The organism is Micromonospora sp. NBC_01412 (assembly GCF_045040215.1).
Classification (GTDB): domain Bacteria; phylum Actinomycetota; class Actinomycetes; order Mycobacteriales; family Micromonosporaceae; genus Micromonospora; species Micromonospora rubida.
This window is the reverse complement of the sequence record NZ_CP109528.1, coordinates 3,603,624-3,619,213: the sequence shown is the minus strand read 5'-3', so window position 1 is coordinate 3,619,213 and position 15,590 is coordinate 3,603,624. Positions and strand designations below refer to the sequence as shown.

Annotated in this window: 16 protein-coding genes; 10 read left to right on the top strand and 6 right to left on the bottom strand. The window is 69.9% G+C overall.

Annotation, left to right across the window (positions count from 1 at the left end):
• The 5 genes from OG617_RS16700 (at position 1) to OG617_RS16680 (ending at position 5,490) form a co-directional block, all read left to right on the top strand.
• The gene (locus OG617_RS16700) at positions 1 to 882 is read left to right on the top strand and encodes a branched-chain amino acid ABC transporter permease (RefSeq protein WP_405102819.1); all 882 of its coding nucleotides are present in this window, start codon (positions 1 to 3) and stop codon (positions 880 to 882) included.
• Positions 879 to 1,871 carry a branched-chain amino acid ABC transporter permease gene (locus OG617_RS16695; RefSeq protein ID WP_405102817.1) on the top strand — a complete coding sequence of 331 codons (993 nt, stop codon included), beginning with the start codon at positions 879 to 881 and terminating at the stop codon, positions 1,869 to 1,871. The genes OG617_RS16700 and OG617_RS16695 overlap by 4 nt, the downstream gene beginning before the upstream one ends.
• Before the next feature lie 75 nt (positions 1,872 to 1,946).
• A complete protein-coding gene (locus OG617_RS16690) occupies positions 1,947 to 3,173 on the top strand; it encodes an ABC transporter substrate-binding protein (protein WP_405102815.1) in 1,227 nt (408 codons plus the stop codon).
• Positions 3,174 to 3,275: 102 nt separating this feature from the next.
• Positions 3,276 to 4,193, top strand: a complete 918-nt coding sequence (locus OG617_RS16685; protein WP_405102813.1) for an acetamidase/formamidase family protein — start codon at positions 3,276 to 3,278, stop codon at positions 4,191 to 4,193.
• Between the two features lie 19 nt (positions 4,194 to 4,212).
• Positions 4,213 to 5,490 carry an amidohydrolase family protein gene (locus OG617_RS16680; protein WP_405102811.1) on the top strand — a complete coding sequence of 426 codons (1,278 nt, stop codon included), beginning with the start codon at positions 4,213 to 4,215 and terminating at the stop codon, positions 5,488 to 5,490.
• A 35-nt stretch (positions 5,491 to 5,525) separates the two neighbouring features.
• On the opposite strand, the gene OG617_RS16675 is transcribed toward OG617_RS16680, so the two are convergent.
• Together OG617_RS16675 and OG617_RS16670 are read right to left on the bottom strand one after the other, a co-directional pair.
• Complete coding sequence (locus OG617_RS16675) at positions 5,526 to 5,678, bottom strand: hypothetical protein (protein ID WP_405102809.1); 153 nt, start codon at positions 5,676 to 5,678, stop codon at positions 5,526 to 5,528.
• 102 nt (positions 5,679 to 5,780) lie between these two features.
• Positions 5,781 to 7,259, bottom strand: a complete 1,479-nt coding sequence (locus OG617_RS16670) for an NAD-dependent succinate-semialdehyde dehydrogenase (RefSeq protein ID WP_405102807.1) — start codon at positions 7,257 to 7,259, stop codon at positions 5,781 to 5,783.
• Positions 7,260 to 7,374: 115 nt separating this feature from the next.
• On the opposite strand from OG617_RS16670, the gene OG617_RS16665 reads away from it, so the two are divergent.
• The 4 genes from OG617_RS16665 (at position 7,375) to OG617_RS16650 (ending at position 12,154) form a co-directional block, all read left to right on the top strand.
• Complete coding sequence (locus OG617_RS16665; protein ID WP_405102805.1) at positions 7,375 to 8,907, top strand: fumarylacetoacetate hydrolase family protein; 1,533 nt, start codon at positions 7,375 to 7,377, stop codon at positions 8,905 to 8,907.
• Positions 8,904 to 9,848, top strand: coding sequence for a 4-hydroxy-tetrahydrodipicolinate synthase (gene dapA, locus OG617_RS16660; RefSeq protein ID WP_405102803.1), 945 nt, complete (start codon positions 8,904 to 8,906; stop codon positions 9,846 to 9,848). Before OG617_RS16665 ends, dapA begins: the two co-directional genes overlap by 4 nt.
• The gene (gene hpaE / locus OG617_RS16655; RefSeq protein ID WP_405102801.1) at positions 9,845 to 11,362 is read left to right on the top strand and encodes a 5-carboxymethyl-2-hydroxymuconate semialdehyde dehydrogenase; all 1,518 of its coding nucleotides are present in this window, start codon (positions 9,845 to 9,847) and stop codon (positions 11,360 to 11,362) included. Before dapA ends, hpaE begins: the two co-directional genes overlap by 4 nt.
• Positions 11,363 to 11,443: 81 nt before the next feature.
• Positions 11,444 to 12,154 (top strand): GntR family transcriptional regulator, encoded by a 711-nt coding sequence (locus OG617_RS16650; protein WP_405102799.1) that lies wholly within the window; start codon positions 11,444 to 11,446, stop codon positions 12,152 to 12,154.
• A 79-nt stretch (positions 12,155 to 12,233) separates the two neighbouring features.
• Here OG617_RS16650 and OG617_RS16645 read toward each other — a convergent pair whose 3' ends face one another.
• Both OG617_RS16645 and OG617_RS16640 read right to left on the bottom strand, forming a co-directional pair.
• The gene (locus OG617_RS16645) at positions 12,234 to 12,422 is read right to left on the bottom strand and encodes a DUF397 domain-containing protein (RefSeq protein WP_405102797.1); all 189 of its coding nucleotides are present in this window, start codon (positions 12,420 to 12,422) and stop codon (positions 12,234 to 12,236) included.
• Positions 12,413 to 13,213: a Scr1 family TA system antitoxin-like transcriptional regulator gene (locus tag OG617_RS16640; RefSeq protein WP_405102795.1), complete on the bottom strand. Its 801-nt coding sequence runs from the start codon at positions 13,211 to 13,213 to the stop codon at positions 12,413 to 12,415. Before OG617_RS16640 ends, OG617_RS16645 begins: the two co-directional genes overlap by 10 nt.
• A gap of 210 nt (positions 13,214 to 13,423) precedes the next feature.
• On the opposite strand from OG617_RS16640, the gene OG617_RS16635 reads away from it, so the two are divergent.
• Positions 13,424 to 13,759: a hypothetical protein gene (locus tag OG617_RS16635; protein WP_161689187.1), complete on the top strand. Its 336-nt coding sequence runs from the start codon at positions 13,424 to 13,426 to the stop codon at positions 13,757 to 13,759.
• Between the two features lie 56 nt (positions 13,760 to 13,815).
• Here the strand turns inward: OG617_RS16635 and OG617_RS16630 are convergent, their stop codons facing one another.
• Together OG617_RS16630 and OG617_RS16625 are read right to left on the bottom strand one after the other, a co-directional pair.
• The gene (locus OG617_RS16630) at positions 13,816 to 14,661 is read right to left on the bottom strand and encodes a hypothetical protein (protein WP_405102793.1); all 846 of its coding nucleotides are present in this window, start codon (positions 14,659 to 14,661) and stop codon (positions 13,816 to 13,818) included.
• Positions 14,658 to 15,569 carry an ABC transporter ATP-binding protein gene (locus OG617_RS16625; protein ID WP_405102791.1) on the bottom strand — a complete coding sequence of 304 codons (912 nt, stop codon included), beginning with the start codon at positions 15,567 to 15,569 and terminating at the stop codon, positions 14,658 to 14,660. The genes OG617_RS16630 and OG617_RS16625 overlap by 4 nt, the downstream gene beginning before the upstream one ends.
• Positions 15,570 to 15,590 lie beyond the last annotated feature (21 nt).

Genomic DNA, 15,590 nt, shown 5'->3' with positions numbered 1-15,590 from the left:
GTGACTCTGTTTCTTCAGCAGGTGATCGGGGGCTTGACGATCGGCGGCATGTACGCCTTTCTCGCCATGGCCCTGGTGTTCAGCTTCCGCTCGACCGGCGTGGTGAACTTCGCGCAAGGCGAGATGGGGATGTTCTCCGTCTACCTGGCCTGGCAGTTCATGGCCTGGGGAGTGCCGTTCTACCTGGCCGTACTGCTGACCATCGTGGTGTCGTTCGTCATCGGTGGCGCGGTGTACGGGGCCCTCATCAAACCGGTACCGGCCTCGGCGCACCTGGCCGTGGTGGGGGTGACGATCGGCTTGTTCCTCAGCCTGAACGGGCTGGCCCAGTACATCTGGACCGGGCTGGGCAAGAGTTTCCCCAGCCTCATCAAGGGCGAACCGATCCGGTTCGGCGGGCTGGTCGTGGGGTTGGACGCGGTCAGTGTCTTTGCCCTGTTGGTGCTGACCCTCGGCGCGATCTACCTCGTGTTCGAGCACACCAAGCTGGGACTTGGGATGCGCGCCGCCGCAGAGGCCCCGCAGCAGAGCCGCCTGGTCGGCATCTCGGTCACCGGCATGTTCCTGCTCGGCTGGGGGGTGGCCGCGGCGATCGGCGCACTGGCCGGAGTCACCATGGCGCCGCGTCTGACGCTCAGTCCGGACATGATGCTCACCGCGGTCATCTACGCCTTCGCCGCGGCGACTCTCGGCGGGTTCAACAGCATCTCCGGCGCCGTGGTCGGCGGCTTGCTGGTGGGTGTGGCGGAGAACCTGTCCAGTACGTACATCCCCTTCATCACCGGCGACATGCGGATCTTCGTAGCGCTGGTCATCATCCTGGTGGTCCTGCTGGTCCGACCGTCCGGGATCTTCGGCAAGCCTGAGGCGGTACGGCTGTGACGTTTGCTTCCCTAACCCTGCGCCGGCCCCGGCCGGTACTGGCAGTGCTATCGGTGGTCGGGCTGCTGGTGCTGGTGGCGGCCCCGTTCCAACTGCCGCCGTTCCGGGTCAACCAGATCACCGGGGTGTTCATCTTCGCCCTCGTCCTGGTCGGGTTGAATCTCGTCACCGGGTACGCCGGGATCATCTCCCTGGGGCACGGCGCGTTCTTCGCGGTCGGCGCCTACACCAGTGCGGTGCTCACGCACCACGCGTCCTGGCCGTTACTGGCGACGCTGCCGGTGAGCCTGGTGGTCGCCGCCGCGTTGGGTGCCGTCGTCGGCCTGCCGACGCTTCGCCTGCGGGGCCTCTACCTGGCCCTGGTCACCGTGGCGCTCGCGATGTGCGCGGTCCCGATGTTTCAGCGTTTCGAGTGGCTCGGCGGATCGCAGGGCCTGGTGGTAACCGCCGACACCCCGCCCTTCGGGCTCGCTTCGGATCAGTGGGTGTACTTCGTGGCGCTGGTGTTGGCGGGGGCAGGGTTCCTCGTGACCCGCAACATCATGCGCAGCGATGCGGGGCGGGCGCTGCTGGCCGCCAAGTCCAACGAGCTGGCGGCGTCGACGTTCGGCGTGGACGTCTCGCGGTTCCGCACGATCACCTTCGTGATCAGTGCTGGCTTCGCCGGCCTGGCCGGCGGAGTGCAGACCATGATGGTCGGCTTCGCGTCACCGGAATCCTTCCCGTTGATGCTCAGCCTCACCTTCTTCATCGGTGTCGTGGTCGGTGGCGTGGGCAGTATCAGCGGCCCACTCATCGGCGCTTTCTTCGTCCAGTACGTGCCCATCTGGGGTGGAGACATCAACACCTCCCTGTCCGGGCTCGTCTTCGGCGCGATCCTCATTCTCACCATTCTCGTGGCTCCGGGCGGGATCGCCGGACTGGCAGGCCGGCTCGCCCGGCGGGTCCGGGCCGGCCGGAGCGTGAAGACGCAGTCGGGCCTGGCCTGACGGACTGTTGGAGGTAATACGATGTTGCGCAACAAATCGCGGCTGTTGACGGCGGTGACCGCGTCGGCTCTCGTGTTGGCCCTGAGCGCCGGATGCGGTGGGCGCGGCGGCAGTGACCAGGACGCGGGCGCGGGGCCGGGGTTCTCGGACACCGAGATTTCCCTGGGTAGCACCTGCGCCGCGTCAGGCAACCTGGCGTCGTTCCAGACCACCTGCGCGGCCGAACAGGCCTACTTCAACTACGTCAACGAGAAATTCGGTGGCGTGAAGATGGCCGACGGCAAGACCCGGAAGATCAAGTTCACCTGGTACGACGACGCCTACTCGCCGCCGCGCACGCTGGAGCAGGTCAAGCGGCTCGTCGAGCGGGACCAGGTAGCCGCGGTGTTCGGCCTGCTGGGCACCGGCACCAGCCTGGCCGCCCGGGACTACCTGAACCAGCAGAAGGTGCCGCAGCTGTTCATGGCTTCCGGCGCCAGCATTCTGAGCACCGAGCAGGAGAAGTACCCGTGGACGATGGGGTACCAGGTGCCCTACGCCGCCGAAGCCGCCATCTACGCCCACTTCCTGCGCGAGAAGTCGCCCAACGCCACCGTCGCCATCCTGTACCAGAACGACGACTTCGGTAAGGAGCTGCGCAGCGGCTTCAAGAACGCGATCGAGGGCAGCGGGATCAAGGTGGTCGCTGAGGAGAGCTACGCCGCCACGGCAGCCACGGTCGACTCGCAGGTGACCACGCTTGCCGCGTCCAAGGCCGACTACTTCCTGGTGTTCGCGATCCCCAAGTTCGGGATCCAGTCACTGACCAAGGCACACGAGCTGGGCTGGAAGGCAGCGCCGGTGCTCAACAGCATCGCCGCTTCGGTCAAGGGCGTCATCGAGCCGGCCGGCCCGCAGACCGCCGAGGGCGCCTACACCGCCAGTTACGTGATGGATCCGACGAGCCCGGCGTTCGCCTCCACGGAGGACATCAAGTTCTACCGTGAGGTGGCCGCCAAGCACGGTCCGAACAACCTCGTCGTCGACGACGCGCAGTCCATCCAAGGTTTCGTGCTGGCGCAGGTGATGGTCGGTGCACTGGAACAGGCCAAGGAACCGACCCGGGAAGGGCTGATGCAGGCGGCGCGCAACGTCAGCGGCATCGAGCCCAAGGGCCTGATCGGGGGCATCAAGGTGGCCACGTCGGGCAAGGTCGATCCGTTCCCGCTCGAGTCGATGCAGATCCAGGTGTTCCAGAACGGCAAGTGGCAGCTGGCCGGCGAGCCGATCACCGAATTCGAAGGCAAGACACCCCGGCTGTGACCAGCCGGACTCGCCGGGCCGGGGAAGGGGCGCGTCGCAGCCCTGCCCCCGGCCCGTTCAGGGGGCGTTATGCAAGTTCATGAGCTGCCGGTCGACCCAGGGGTGAGCGCACACGTCGGAGTGTTCGGTGGTGGCCAACCGCCGGTGCTGCGGGTGTCCGCCGGCGACGAGGTCGTCACCGGCACCCTGGGCCTGTGGGCCGGCCGGGTCACCCCCGAGCACACGCTGGCCGACGTGCTGCGGTTGCGCGCCGCGTACCCGGGAGTGGGTCCGCACACCCTGACCGGGCCGATCGCCGTGGAAGGCGCTCGGCCTGGCGACGCCCTGGGGGTGGAGATCATCGAGGCGCGGCCCGGCACCCACGGGTTCAACCTGGCCACCCCGCACGGGTTGTCCCGCGGTGTGCTGGCGGATCGTTTCCCGGACGGGATCCTGCGGCACTTCGACATCGACTCGGTCGCGGGGGTGGCCAGCAGCGGCGACCTGCGGCTGCCGATCCGGCCGTTTCCCGGTTTCGTCGGGGTGGCCCCGGCAGCGCCGCAGCCGCACGGCTCGGTGGAGCCGGGCACGTTCGGCGGCAATCTGGACATCGCTGACGCCGTGCCGGGCAGTACCGTGTGGCTCCCGGTGCAGCGCGCCGGCGGATTGCTCTATCTCGGCGACGGACACGCCGCGCAGGGCAACGGTGAGTTGAATGGCACCGCGATCGAGTGCGACCTGGACGTACTACGGGTACGCCTGCGCCTCGCACCGGGTGTGCTGCTGCGCTATCCCCGCATCACCAGTACCGAGCACCTGACGACGGTGGGGCTCGGCGCCAACCTGGCCGAGGCGGTACGAATCGCCACCGAGGACATGGTCACCTGGGCGGCCAGTACCGGCCTGACCGAGGCCGACGCGTACGTCCTGTGTTCGGTGGCCGGGCAGGTCTGCCTGTCCCAGGTGGTGAACCGGGTGGTCGGGGTGCACCTTCGGCTGGCTCGCAACCTGTTGCCCCGATGCGCCGCGTGGTGGTCGTGAACGGAATGAGGAAAGGCGGATGGTGATGTCGGAACAGCAGCGGTGGCAGCTGAGGGTCGGTCGCGCCTACGACGGTAGCGGGGCACCAGCGACCCGGGACGTGTTGGTGACGATCGACGGCGAGCGGATCGCCGAGGTGCGACCGGCGACCGGGGAGGACGTGCCGCACCTGCCCCAGGCCACCGTGCTGCCGGGTCTGCTGGATCTGCACGTGCACCTCAACATGCGTGGCGACGGCCAGCCGCTGGAGAGCATCAATTCCGTCAGCGACGGGGTGCTGGGGCTCCGGTCGTACGCCGCCGCGTCGGCGTACCTGCGGCACGGGGTGACGACGGTGCTGGACCTGGGTTCGCGCGACACCACCGTGCTGGACCTTGGCGAGGCCCTGGAGGAGGGGACGCTGGTCGGGCCGACGGTGCTCGCGAGCGGCCCCCCGGTGACCCGTACCGGCGGCCACATGTGGGTGATGAACGGTGAGGCCGACGGGGCGGACGGCGTGCGCAGGGCGGTGCGGGAACGCGCGAAGGCCGGTGCCGCGGCCATCAAACTGGTCGCCACCGGTGGCGCGACCCGGAACAGCTCCTGGTTCCAGCCCGCGTACACCGAGGAGGAGATGCGGGCAGCCGTCGTCGAGGCGCACGCGATCGGGCTCCCCGTAGCGGCGCACTGCACCAACAGCGAGGGTACGGCGATGGCCGTCCGCGCTGGTGTGGACCTGCTCGTGCACGCGTTCCTGTACGACGCCGACGGCACATACCGGTTCCGTCCGGAGCTCGCCGAGGCGATCGCAGAGCGCGGCACGTGGGTCAACCCCACCTTGTACACCGTGGAGTCGCGCATCCAACGCGCCCGCGAGCTCAGCGAGCTCCGGCAGCTCACCGCCTCCGAACGAGCCCAACTCGACGCCGATCTGCGCGGCCTGGACGAGCGCCGGGACATGACCGCACGGCTGCACGCGATGGGAGTCCCGTTCGTCATGGGCAGCGACGGCGGCTTCACCGAGGTGCGGCACGGTACGACGGCACGGGAGGCTGCGGCATTGACCGCGGCCGGGTTGAGCCCGGTGGCGGCACTCGCCGCGGCCACGGGTGCGGCGGCGGGAGTGCTGGGTCGCGACGACCTTGGCACGTTGCGTGCCGGCGCACGGGCCGACCTGCTCCTCGTCGGCGGCGACCCGGGCACGGACATCGACCAGCTCACCAACGTCGTCGCGGTGGTGAAGTCTGGCCGGCTGGTGCACGCCACCGACGACGCGCGGCAGGTGCTGGACCCGCACGGGGTGCTACGCCGATGGTGACTGTCCGCGTACGAGGCTGCCCGCTCCGGCTCGCCTCAGCGCGTCGGGGCGGGGAGATTCACGTACACCGTCTCCAAGGGCTCCTCGATCCCCTCGGTGCCGCCGCCTTCGCGGCGGAGGCCGGGCTGCGTGACGCCGCCGAAGGGTGCCGCCGGGATGGAGACGGTCCCCTGGTTCGCCCCGCGCATGCCGACCTCCAGCCGCTGGGTCAGCCACGGCTGCCCGCTTCGCGTACCGACAAGGAGCCCGGGCCAGTGGGCCCGGGCTCCTTGTCGACCCCGTTCCTGCGCTCAGCCCGCCGCTGTCGGGTCGGGCAGGTTGACGTAGACGGTCTCGAGAAACTCCTCGATGCCCTCGACTCCGCCCTCCCGGCCCAGTCCGGAATGTTTGACACCACCGAACGGTGCCGCCGGGTTGGAGATGACCCCCTGGTTGACCCCGAGCATGCCGACCTCGATCTGCTCGCTCATCCGCAGGACGCGCGCGAGGTCCCTGGTGAAGACGTACCCGGCCAGGCCGTACTCGGAGTCGTTGGCCAACGCCACTGCCTCCGCCTCGGTGCGGAAGGTGGCCACCGGGGCCACGGGGCCGAAGATCTCCTCGTGCAGGACCCGGGCGTCGGCTGGCACGTTGGTCAGCACGGTCGCGGGATAGAAGTAGCCGGAGCCGTCCAGCAGTTCGCCGCCCGTGGCCGCGATCGCCCCCTGCGCCACGGCGTCGGTGACCAGTTCGTGTACGCCGTCGCGGGCCGGGCCGTCGATGAGCGGGCCGATCTGGGCGCCGTCGGACAGCCCGTCGGCCACCGACAAGGACGCGAACACCTCGGCGAGCCGCGCGCAGAACTCTCCGGCGATCGCCTCGTGTACGAAGAACCGGTTGGCGGCCGTACACGCCTCGCCCATGTTGCGCAGCTTCGCCGCGGTCGCCCCGGCGACTGCGGCGTCGAGGTCGGCGTCGTCGAAGACCAGGAACGGGGCGTTGCCGCCGAGTTCCATGGAGGTGCGCAGCACGTTGTCGGCTGCCTGGCGCAGCAGGGCGCGGCCGACCGTGGTCGACCCGGTGAAGGAGAGTTTGCGCAGCCGACGGTCGGCGATGAGGGGCGCGGTCACCTCCTGGGCGTGGGCGGTCGGGATCACGTTGACGACGCCCGCGGGCACTCCGACCTCCGCCAGCAGCGCGGCGAAGGCGAGGGCAGTCAGCGGGGTCTGCGCGGCCGGCTTGAGCACGCTGGTGCAACCGGCGGCGAGCGCGGGGCTGATCTTGCGGGCGGCCATTGCCAGGGGGAAGTTCCACGGGGTGATGAACAGGCATGGGCCTACCGGTCGCTTGATGGTCAGCAGCCGGGAGCGACCGTCGGGGGCCGCCTGGTACCGGCCGGCGACCCGGACGGACTCCTCGGCGAACCAGCGCAGGAACTCCGCCGCGTACGCGACCTCGCCGCGGGCCTCGGGCAGTGGCTTGCCCATTTCCAGGGTGATCAGCGTGGCGAACTGCTCGGTGCGCTCGACCAGCAGGTCGTGGGCCCGGAGCAGCAGGTCGCCACGGGTTCGCGGGGCAGCGGTGGCCCACTCGCTCTGGGCGGCGACGGCGGCGTCCAGCGCGGCGCGACCGTCGGCAGGGGAGGCGCTGGCGGTCTGCGTGAGTACCTCGCCGGTCGCGGGGTTGACCACCGCAACCGTGGCGCCGTCCTGTGCGTGCAGCCACTGCCCGTCGATGAAGAGCCGGGTCGGGGTGGTGGCGAGAAGGTGAGGGACGTTAATGCTGGCCATAGAGATACCTCACTGTACTGGAGGGCGGTGCCGTGCCCCCACTTGCCAAATGCTATATCCCATCATATATCATTCTCTGCACTGAAACAGCATCGGTCCAGCAAGGGAGTCAGTGGTGAGTAACGATGCCGTAACTGTCCTGAGGGGTTCGCGTCCGGGCAAGGTCATCGCCGTCCACCTCAACTACCCGTCCCGGGCGGCGCAACGCGGGCGTGTGCCGCAGCACGCCAGCTACTTCCTCAAGCCCAGCTCCTCGCTGTGTGGGACGGGCCGAGTGCACCGGCCACAGGGCACGGAACTCCTGGCCTTCGAGGCAGAGGTGGCGTTGGTCATCGGCACCGCGGCCCGGCAGGTCGCACCCGAGGACGGGTGGTCGCACGTCGGGTGGGTGACCGCCGCGAACGACCTCGGCCTGCAAGACCTCCGCTACGCGGACAAGGGCTCCAACGTCCGCTCCAAGGGCGGCGACGGTTACACGCCGCTCGGCCCGGAACTCATCGAGGCCTCCCGCGTGGCACCCGACGCACTTCGGGTGCGCGCCTGGCTCGACGGTGAACTGGTCCAGGACGACACCACCGCCGACCTGCTCTTCAGCTTCGGCCATCTCGTCGCGGACCTGTCCCGCATGCTGACCCTTGAGGTCGGTGACGTCATCCTCACCGGCACGCCGGCTGGGGCCTCGGTGGCCCAGCCCGGCCAGCGAGTCGAGGTCGAGGTCTCGTCGCTGACCGAGCCGACCGTACGTTCGGGACGACTCGTCACCGAGGTCGTCGACGGCCCCTGCCTGGGGCAGTGGGGCGCCCCGCCCCGTGCCGACGACGCCGCCCGGGCCGACGCGTACGGCCAGACCCCCGCGGCCCCCGCCCCGATCCTGACCGACTACCTGCGCCGTCGGCTCGGCGCTGTCGCCGTCGCGACCCTCTCCGTCCAGCTACGCAAGCGCGGTTACGACGACGCCAGCATCGACGGCGTCCGCCCCCTCGTGCCAGGCCGGCCGATCGTCGGCACCGCACGCACCCTGCGCTACATCCCTTACCGCAAGGACCTCTTCGCGGCGCACGGTGGTGGCTTCAACGCCCAGAAGCGCGCGATCGACTCGGTCGGGCCCGGCGAAGTGCTCGTCATGGAGGCACGCGGTGACGCCACAGCCGGCACACTCGGCGACATCCTGGCGCTACGCGCCCAGGTTCGCGGTGCCGCGGGCGTCATCACCGACGGCGCCGTCCGCGACGCCGGGCCCGTGGCGGCCCTTGGGCTGCCCGTTTACAGCTCGGGAGCCCACCCTGCGGTGCTCGGGCGCCGGCACGTGCCCTGGGAGACGGACGTGACCATCGCCTGTGGCGGCGCGGCCGTCCAGGTCGGCGACATCATCGTGGCCGACGACGACGGCGCCTTGGTCATCCCGCCCGCCCTCGTCGTCGAGGTGCTCGAAGCGGCCGAGGAGCAGGAACAGCAGGAACGGTTCATCACCGAGCAGGTCGCCGCCGGGCACGGGGTCGACGGGCTCTACCCCCTGGGGCCGCATTGGCGCGACGCCTTCGACCGCTGGCGCGCTGCGCAGAACGACCGCGCGGACCAGCCCACTCCGACCAACCACCCGCCGAGCCCTGGCGCCTGCGCGCCAGCCGACCGAGAGGACACCCCATGAGCTTCCGATCCGATCCGGCCACGATCCGCGGGTCCATCGCCCCGATCGTCACCCCCTTCACCGAGGACGGCGCCGTCGACCACGAGTCCCTGCGCAACCTGGTGCGCTGGCAGATCGACTCCGGCTCGCACGGGATTTCCTTCGGCGGGTCGACCGGGGAGCCGTCATCGCAGACGATCGCCGAACGTGCCGAGGCGATCCGCACCGTGGCCGCCGAGATCGGCGGCCGGGTGCCGTTCCTGCCCGGCACCGGCTCGGCCAAACTCGACGAGACGCTCGAGCTGACGGCTGCGGCCGACGAGGCCGGCGCCGACGTCGCCCTGGTCATCACGCCGTACTACGCCCGGCCCACCCAGGAGGCGCTTTACCAGTGGTACTCCACGGTGGCGCGCGAGTTCCCCGACCTGCCGATCGTCGCATACAACGTCCCGATGCGAACCTCGGTGGAGATCGCCCCGGAGACGGTGGCGCGGTTGTTCCGCGACCACGACAACTTCGTCGGGATCAAAGAGACCACAAAGGACTTCGAGCACTTCTCGCGGGTCATGCATGCCAGCGGCCCTGACCTGCTGATGTGGTCCGGCATCGAACTGCTGTGCCTGCCCCTGCTCTCGCTGGGCGGCATCGGTTTCATTTCAGCGCTGGCCAACATCGCACCCGCCGCGGTAGCCGAGATGTACGAAGCCGCCGTCGCCGGCGACATGGACCGTGCCCGCGAACTGCACTACGCCCTGCACCCGTTGGTGGACCTGCTCTTCGTCGAGACCAACCCGGCACCGGCCAAGTGGCTCCTCGCCGAGCGGGGCCTGATCTCCTCCGGACACGTGCGCATGCCGCTCACCGCGCTCACCGAGCCGGGCAAGGACAGGGTGCGGGCACTCGTCGCCCAGGCCGGACACCTGCTTACCCCTATCCCGAACAAGGAAGGTGCCACCCGATGACCACCGTCGAGCAGCCGACCGCGGTACGCGCGCGCCCGCAGGGGCTGCCCACACACATTCGGCACTACATCGGTGGAGAGCACGTCGACTCGATCGGCGGGCAGACCTTCGAGGTGCTCGAGCCGGTGACCAACACCGTCTACATGACCGCCGCGGCTGGGCAGGCAGTCGATGTGGAACGCGCCGTCGCGGCGGCTCGCAACGCGTTCGACCATGGGCCGTGGCCGACGATGAAGGCACGCGCCCGCGCCGCAGTGCTCAACCGAATCGCCGATGCGGTCGAGGCGATGGATCGCCGCCTGGCCGAGCTGGAGACCTTCGACACCGGACTGCCGATCACCCAGGCACTTGGCCAGGCGCAACGGGCCGCGGAGAACTTCCGCTTCTTCGCGGACCTGATCGTCGCCCAGCGCGATGAGGCGTACAAGGTGCCCGGGAGCCAGCTCAACTACGTCAACCGCAAGCCGGTCGGGGTAGCCGGGCTCATCACTCCGTGGAACACGCCGTTCATGCTCTCGTCGTGGAAGCTGGCGCCGGCCCTGGCTGCCGGCTGCACGGTGGTCCTCAAGCCCGCCGAGTTCACCCCGCTCTCGGCCTCGCTCTGGGCACAGATCTTCGAGGAGGCCAGCCTGCCCCAGGGGGTCTTCAACCTCGTCGGCGGCATCGGCGAGGAAGCCGGTGACGCCCTCGTCAAGCACCCGGACGTGAACCTCATCTCCTTCACCGGGGAGAGTGCGACCGGGCAGGTGATCTTCCGCAACTGCGCCACGCAGCTCAAGGGCATGTCCATGGAGCTCGGCGGGAAGTCGCCGGCCGTCGTCTTCGCCGACGCCGACCTGGAAGCGGCGCTCGACTCGACGCTGTTCGGCGTCTTCTCGCTCAACGGCGAACGCTGCACCGCGGGCTCGCGAATCCTCGTCCAGCGGGGCATCTACGAGGAGTTCCTCGCACGGTACGTCGAGCGGGCGGAGAAGATCCGCGTCGGTGACCCGGCGGACTCGGCCACCGAGGTAGGCGCCCTCGTCCACCCCGAGCACTACGCCAAGGTGTTGGACTACGTCGAGATCGGCAAGGCCGAGGCGCGGCTCGTTGCCGGCGGGTCGCGCCCCGCGGACCTGCCCGAGGGAAACTACCTGCGCCCCACTGTCTTCGCCGACGTGCCCCGCACCGCGCGGATCTTCCAGGAGGAGATCTTCGGTCCGGTCGTCGGGATCACGCCGTTCGACACCGAGGAGGAGGCCATCGACCTGGCGAATGACGTCATGTACGGCCTCGCCGCCTACGTCTGGACGAACGACCTGCGGCGGGCGCACCGGGTGGCGCAGTCGATCGAGTCCGGCATGGTCTGGATCAACTCCCACAACGTACGCGATCTGCGAACCCCGTTCGGTGGCGTGAAGGCCTCCGGACTGGGCAACGAGGGCGGGTACCGCTCCATCGACTTCTACACCGAGCAGCAGGCCGTACACGTTGCCCTGGGCGACGTACACACGGCCCGGTTTGGTACGTCCTGACCCCACCCGCCGTCGCGCCGGGTCGTTAGGCCCGGCGGGACGGCGGAGGCATCGTATGGGATTTTCGATATTGTGGGCTACATGATCGCGACCGCGAGGGAGACGGTAATGGCAGCGGCGACCGAAGCGGGCGCTCCGGCCGCGATGTCGAAATCAGAGACCGTCTACCAGCGTCTGCGCGGCCGAATCCTCGACGGCACCTACTCATCGGGCTTCCGGCTTGTTCTCGGCCAGGTGGCCAAGGAGTTCGGCGTCAGCCCGGTGCCAGTGCGGGAGGCGGTGCGCCGGCTCGAAGCCGAAGGGCTGGTGACCTACACCCGCAACGTCGGAGCCGAGGTGGCCGGCGTCAACACGGCCGACTACGCCGACGCCATGCAGACCCTCGCGGTCCTTGAGGGAGTGGCCACCTCGCTGGCCGCACCGAAACTGACCAAAGCGGATCTCGACGCCGCCCACAAGATCAACGAAGAGATGCGCGCGATGCGTGGAGAGAACTTCGACCCCGTACGATTCACCGAGCTCAACCACAAGTTCCACGAGGTGTTGTGCGCGACCTGCCCCAACGCACACCTGCACGACCTCCTGCAGCGCGAGTGGGAACGGATCGGGCTCATCCGTCGGTCGAGCTTCACCTTCGTCCCGGGACGGTCACGGACCTCCGTAGAGGAACACGACAAGCTCCTGGAACTGATCAGCGCGGGCGCGGACGCCGAAGAAATCGAGATGGCGGCCCGGCATCACAAGTTGCGGACAATGGAGCAGTTCCTGGCTCGCCGCGCCCAGCGCAGCTGATCGCACCCGCCGCCCCCCACCGATCCGATTTACGGCACGGTTGGCGAGACAGGCCCAGTGCAGACAGGCGAGACCGGCCTCAGCGCCGCTTCGCGTACGTGACGAACGCCGACCAGCTCGCCGAGGCGAACACCAGCACCGCCCCCCGCCGATCCTTGCTGTCCCGCACCCCGACCGCCCCGGGGAGGTTGTCGGCCACCTCGACACAGTTGCCGGAGTTGCCGCTGCTGCGGGTGCTCTTGCGCCAGACCGCGCCAGTCAGGTCCATGCCTCTGCCGCCTCCGAGATCGCCGTGAGGGTGGCTCCATGCGGCAGCGCCTCGGCCCGCACGGACTCCCACACCTGCCGCAGCGAGTGTACGTCCGCCGTGCGCTCCACGATGGTGCCCTGCAACTGGTTGTCGAGGTAGCCGACGTCGTCGCCGTCGGGCGGGGTGGCGAGCACGAACGCGCCGTTGAGCCCCGGGTAGGCGCCCGTGCCGCGCGGCACCAGGTGCAGGTGCACCCGGGGGCGGCGGCCCACCTCGACCATGTGCCGCAACTGCTCGCCCATCACGTCGGGGCCGCCGACCGGGCGCTCCAGCACGGTGTAGTCGAGCACCGCCACGAACTGCGGCGGGGCCGGCCGGTCGAGCACCGCCTGCCGGGCCACTCGGGCGGCGACCTGCTGCTCCATCTCGTCGCCGATGAGCTGGCTGGCCCCCTCGTGCAGCGCCCGGGCGTACCCCTCGGTCTGGAGCAGGCCCGGCACCACCAGCGGCTCGAAGCTGCGCAGCGCGGTCGCCTGCTGCTCGATCGTCACCCACTCGCGGAACCACGGCAGCAGGCTCTCCCTGACCAGGGTGTCCCGGATCCGGACCAGCAGCCCCTCGGCCCCCAGCACGTCGTCGCAGCGCCGGGTGAACTCCTCCCGGGGCGGGCGGCGGCACTGCTCGACCGCCGCGACCAGCGAGGCGGAGTAGTTGACCCGCTCGCCGAGGGCCTCCTGCGACAGCGCCGCGCCGTCCCGCAGGCGGCGCAACTCCCCCGCGAAGAGCTCCAACATGGGCACCCGGTTCATCTGCACACCTCTGCACACACACGTCGGCCGAGTCGGACGGCTGGGCCGGTAGGGGCGGAACGGCTTCCGACAGTAGTCCCGCGATCAGCACACTGTCACGCAGCGGAGCCGCTGCCGCTTCCACCCCCGGGAACGCGGCGCGACCGCACGGGCCCGCCCCGCCAATCCCCCTGGTGGGGCGGGCCCCTCCCACCGACGAAGGAGACCCGCATGATCAGCCACCAGCTCCCGCAGCCCGGCGACGGGCCAGCCGCGGACCGCCCCCGGGCGCACCCGGCGCACGCCAGGCCCCACACGCCGCTGCGCCCCATCTGGTGCTGCCGCGCCTGCGGGCAGCCCTGGCCGTGCCCGCTGGCCCGCCTGCTGCTCAAGGCGGACTACGAGGACAACCCGATCGGCCTGTCGATCTACCTGAGCGGGATGTACTACGAGGCGCTCCGGGACCTGTACCGACTCAACCCCGACGACGGACCCGCCCCGGGCGAACTGTTCGCCCGGTTCGTGGCCTGGGGGCCGTACCGCCGGCGGGCCGTAGACCCGCCGTAGACCTCGACGGCGTCCGCCGATCCCGGCGGCCGGCGATCCCGGCGTCCGGCGTGGCCTCACGGGTCGCGGCGAGTCACCGACGCCACGGCGACGACGACGGCCGCGACGGCCCAGGCCGCGAAGACGATCCATGCTTCGGTGAGGGTCACCGGGTACTTGTCGACGCCGGGGGTCGGGCGTCCAGGAATGCTTGGGATCTGATGCGCCGAGTTCTTGACCAGGGCCTGCCACGCCGGGAACACCATGGCGTTCCCGATCTCCTTGACCCAGCGGTACGTCTCGCCCTGAAAGAGCGCCGGTAGGAACAGCAGCAGCCCGACGGCGGCGACGATCGTGCCGGCGGCATGCCGGATGACCGCGCCGAGCGCCATGCCGACCAGCGCGCACAGCGGGGCGAGCAGCGCGGACCCGGCTACGGCGCGGAGCGCTCCGGGTGCGGTGATCGACAGGCCGATGTGCTCCTGGTGGTAGATGGCCTGGGTGACGCCGAACGAGGTGGCCGAGACGATCGCGCCGAAGACCAACATGATCGACGTCACCACGACCACCTTGGCCAACACCACCGGCCGGCGGGCCGGCACGGCGGTGAACGTGGTGCGGATCAGGCCGCTCGCGTACTCGCCGAAGACCGTGATGGCGCCCACGCTGCAGGCGACGATCCCAAGGATCTGAAAGGCCTCATCCAGGAAGGCGGCGCTCATCGGGTCGAGGGCCGTGCGCTGCAACGGTGACGTGCTCCGCGCGATCAGCGCGACGTTGGAGCGGGCGGAGTTCGTGGTGATCCCGACGCAGATCAACGCGCCGGCCGCGAGCACGCCGTAGGTCGAGCGAAGCGACCACATCTTGATCCATTCGGCGGCGAGCAGGTCGCGGAACCGGGCGCGGGTGTCGGTGGTGGTCATCGCTGGTCTCCTGCGAGGTACTCGACGCTGCCGGCGGTCAGTTCCATGAACACTTCTTCCAGAGAGCTGGTCTGGGTGGTGACCTCGTGCAGCATGATCCGGTGGTCGAAGGCGAGTTGACCGATGCGGGCTGCCGTCAGCCCGGTCACGGCGCAACTGCCATCGCGGTGCGCGGTGACCATGGCTCCCTCGGCGGTCAGCAGGGCCGTCAGCGTCGCCGTGTCGGGGGTACGGACGATCACCTGCTGTTTCGCGCTGCGGGCGGTGAAGTCAGCCAGCGGTTCGGCGGCGATCAGCCGGCCCCGGCCGATGACGATGAGCTGGTCGGCCGTGTTCTCCATCTCGCTCATCAGGTGGCTGGAGACAAACACGGTGCGCCCCTCGGCGGCCAGCCGCCGAAACAGGCCGCGGACCCACAGCACGCCTTCGGGGTCCAAGCCGTTGATCGGTTCGTCGAACAGCAGCACCGGCGGGTCACCGAGCAGGGCGGTGGCGATGCCGAGCCGCTGCTTCATGCCGAGCGAGAACCCGCCGACGCGCCGACGGGCCGCGCTGCTGAGCCCCACCTCAGCCAGAACCTCGTCGACCCGCCGGCGTGGCAGGCCGTTGCTCGCGGCCAGGGCCCACAGGTGGGATCTGGCGCTGCGGCCACCGTGGACGTCGCCGGCGTCGAGCAACGCGCCGACGTGCCGCAACCCGCGGGGCAGGTCGCGAAACCGGCGCCCGTCGATGGTGGCCGTGCCGCTGGTGGGCTCGGTCAGGCCGAGGATCATGCGTAGCGTGGTGGACTTGCCGGCCCCGTTCGGGCCGAGGAACCCGGTCACCTGCCCCGGGCGCACGCTGAACGACAGGCCGTCGACTGCCGTGACCTTCCGGTAGCGCTTGGTCAGTTGGTTGACTTCGATCATGCCGTCAACGCTCGCCCGGCA

Excerpts from the sequence above, each read along its gene's own strand:
- dapA (WP_405102803.1), top strand. The coding sequence starts at position 8,904 with ATGAGCTTCCGATCCGATCCGGCCACGATCCGCGGGTCCATCGCCCCG.
- OG617_RS16635 (WP_161689187.1), top strand. The coding sequence starts at position 13,424 with ATGATCAGCCACCAGCTCCCGCAGCCCGGCGACGGGCCAGCCGCGGAC.
- OG617_RS16675 (WP_405102809.1), bottom strand. The coding sequence starts at position 5,678 with ATGCGCGGGGCGAACCAGGGGACCGTCTCCATCCCGGCGGCACCCTTC.
- OG617_RS16680 (WP_405102811.1), top strand. The coding sequence starts at position 4,213 with ATGGTGATGTCGGAACAGCAGCGGTGGCAGCTGAGGGTCGGTCGCGCC.
- OG617_RS16645 (WP_405102797.1), bottom strand. The coding sequence starts at position 12,422 with ATGGACCTGACTGGCGCGGTCTGGCGCAAGAGCACCCGCAGCAGCGGC.
- OG617_RS16630 (WP_405102793.1), bottom strand. The coding sequence starts at position 14,661 with ATGACCACCACCGACACCCGCGCCCGGTTCCGCGACCTGCTCGCCGCC.
- hpaE (WP_405102801.1), top strand. The coding sequence starts at position 9,845 with ATGACCACCGTCGAGCAGCCGACCGCGGTACGCGCGCGCCCGCAGGGG.
- OG617_RS16625 (WP_405102791.1), bottom strand. The coding sequence starts at position 15,569 with ATGATCGAAGTCAACCAACTGACCAAGCGCTACCGGAAGGTCACGGCA.
- OG617_RS16670 (WP_405102807.1), bottom strand. The coding sequence starts at position 7,259 with ATGGCCAGCATTAACGTCCCTCACCTTCTCGCCACCACCCCGACCCGG.
- OG617_RS16650 (WP_405102799.1), top strand. The coding sequence starts at position 11,444 with ATGATCGCGACCGCGAGGGAGACGGTAATGGCAGCGGCGACCGAAGCG.
- OG617_RS16640 (WP_405102795.1), bottom strand. The coding sequence starts at position 13,213 with ATGAACCGGGTGCCCATGTTGGAGCTCTTCGCGGGGGAGTTGCGCCGC.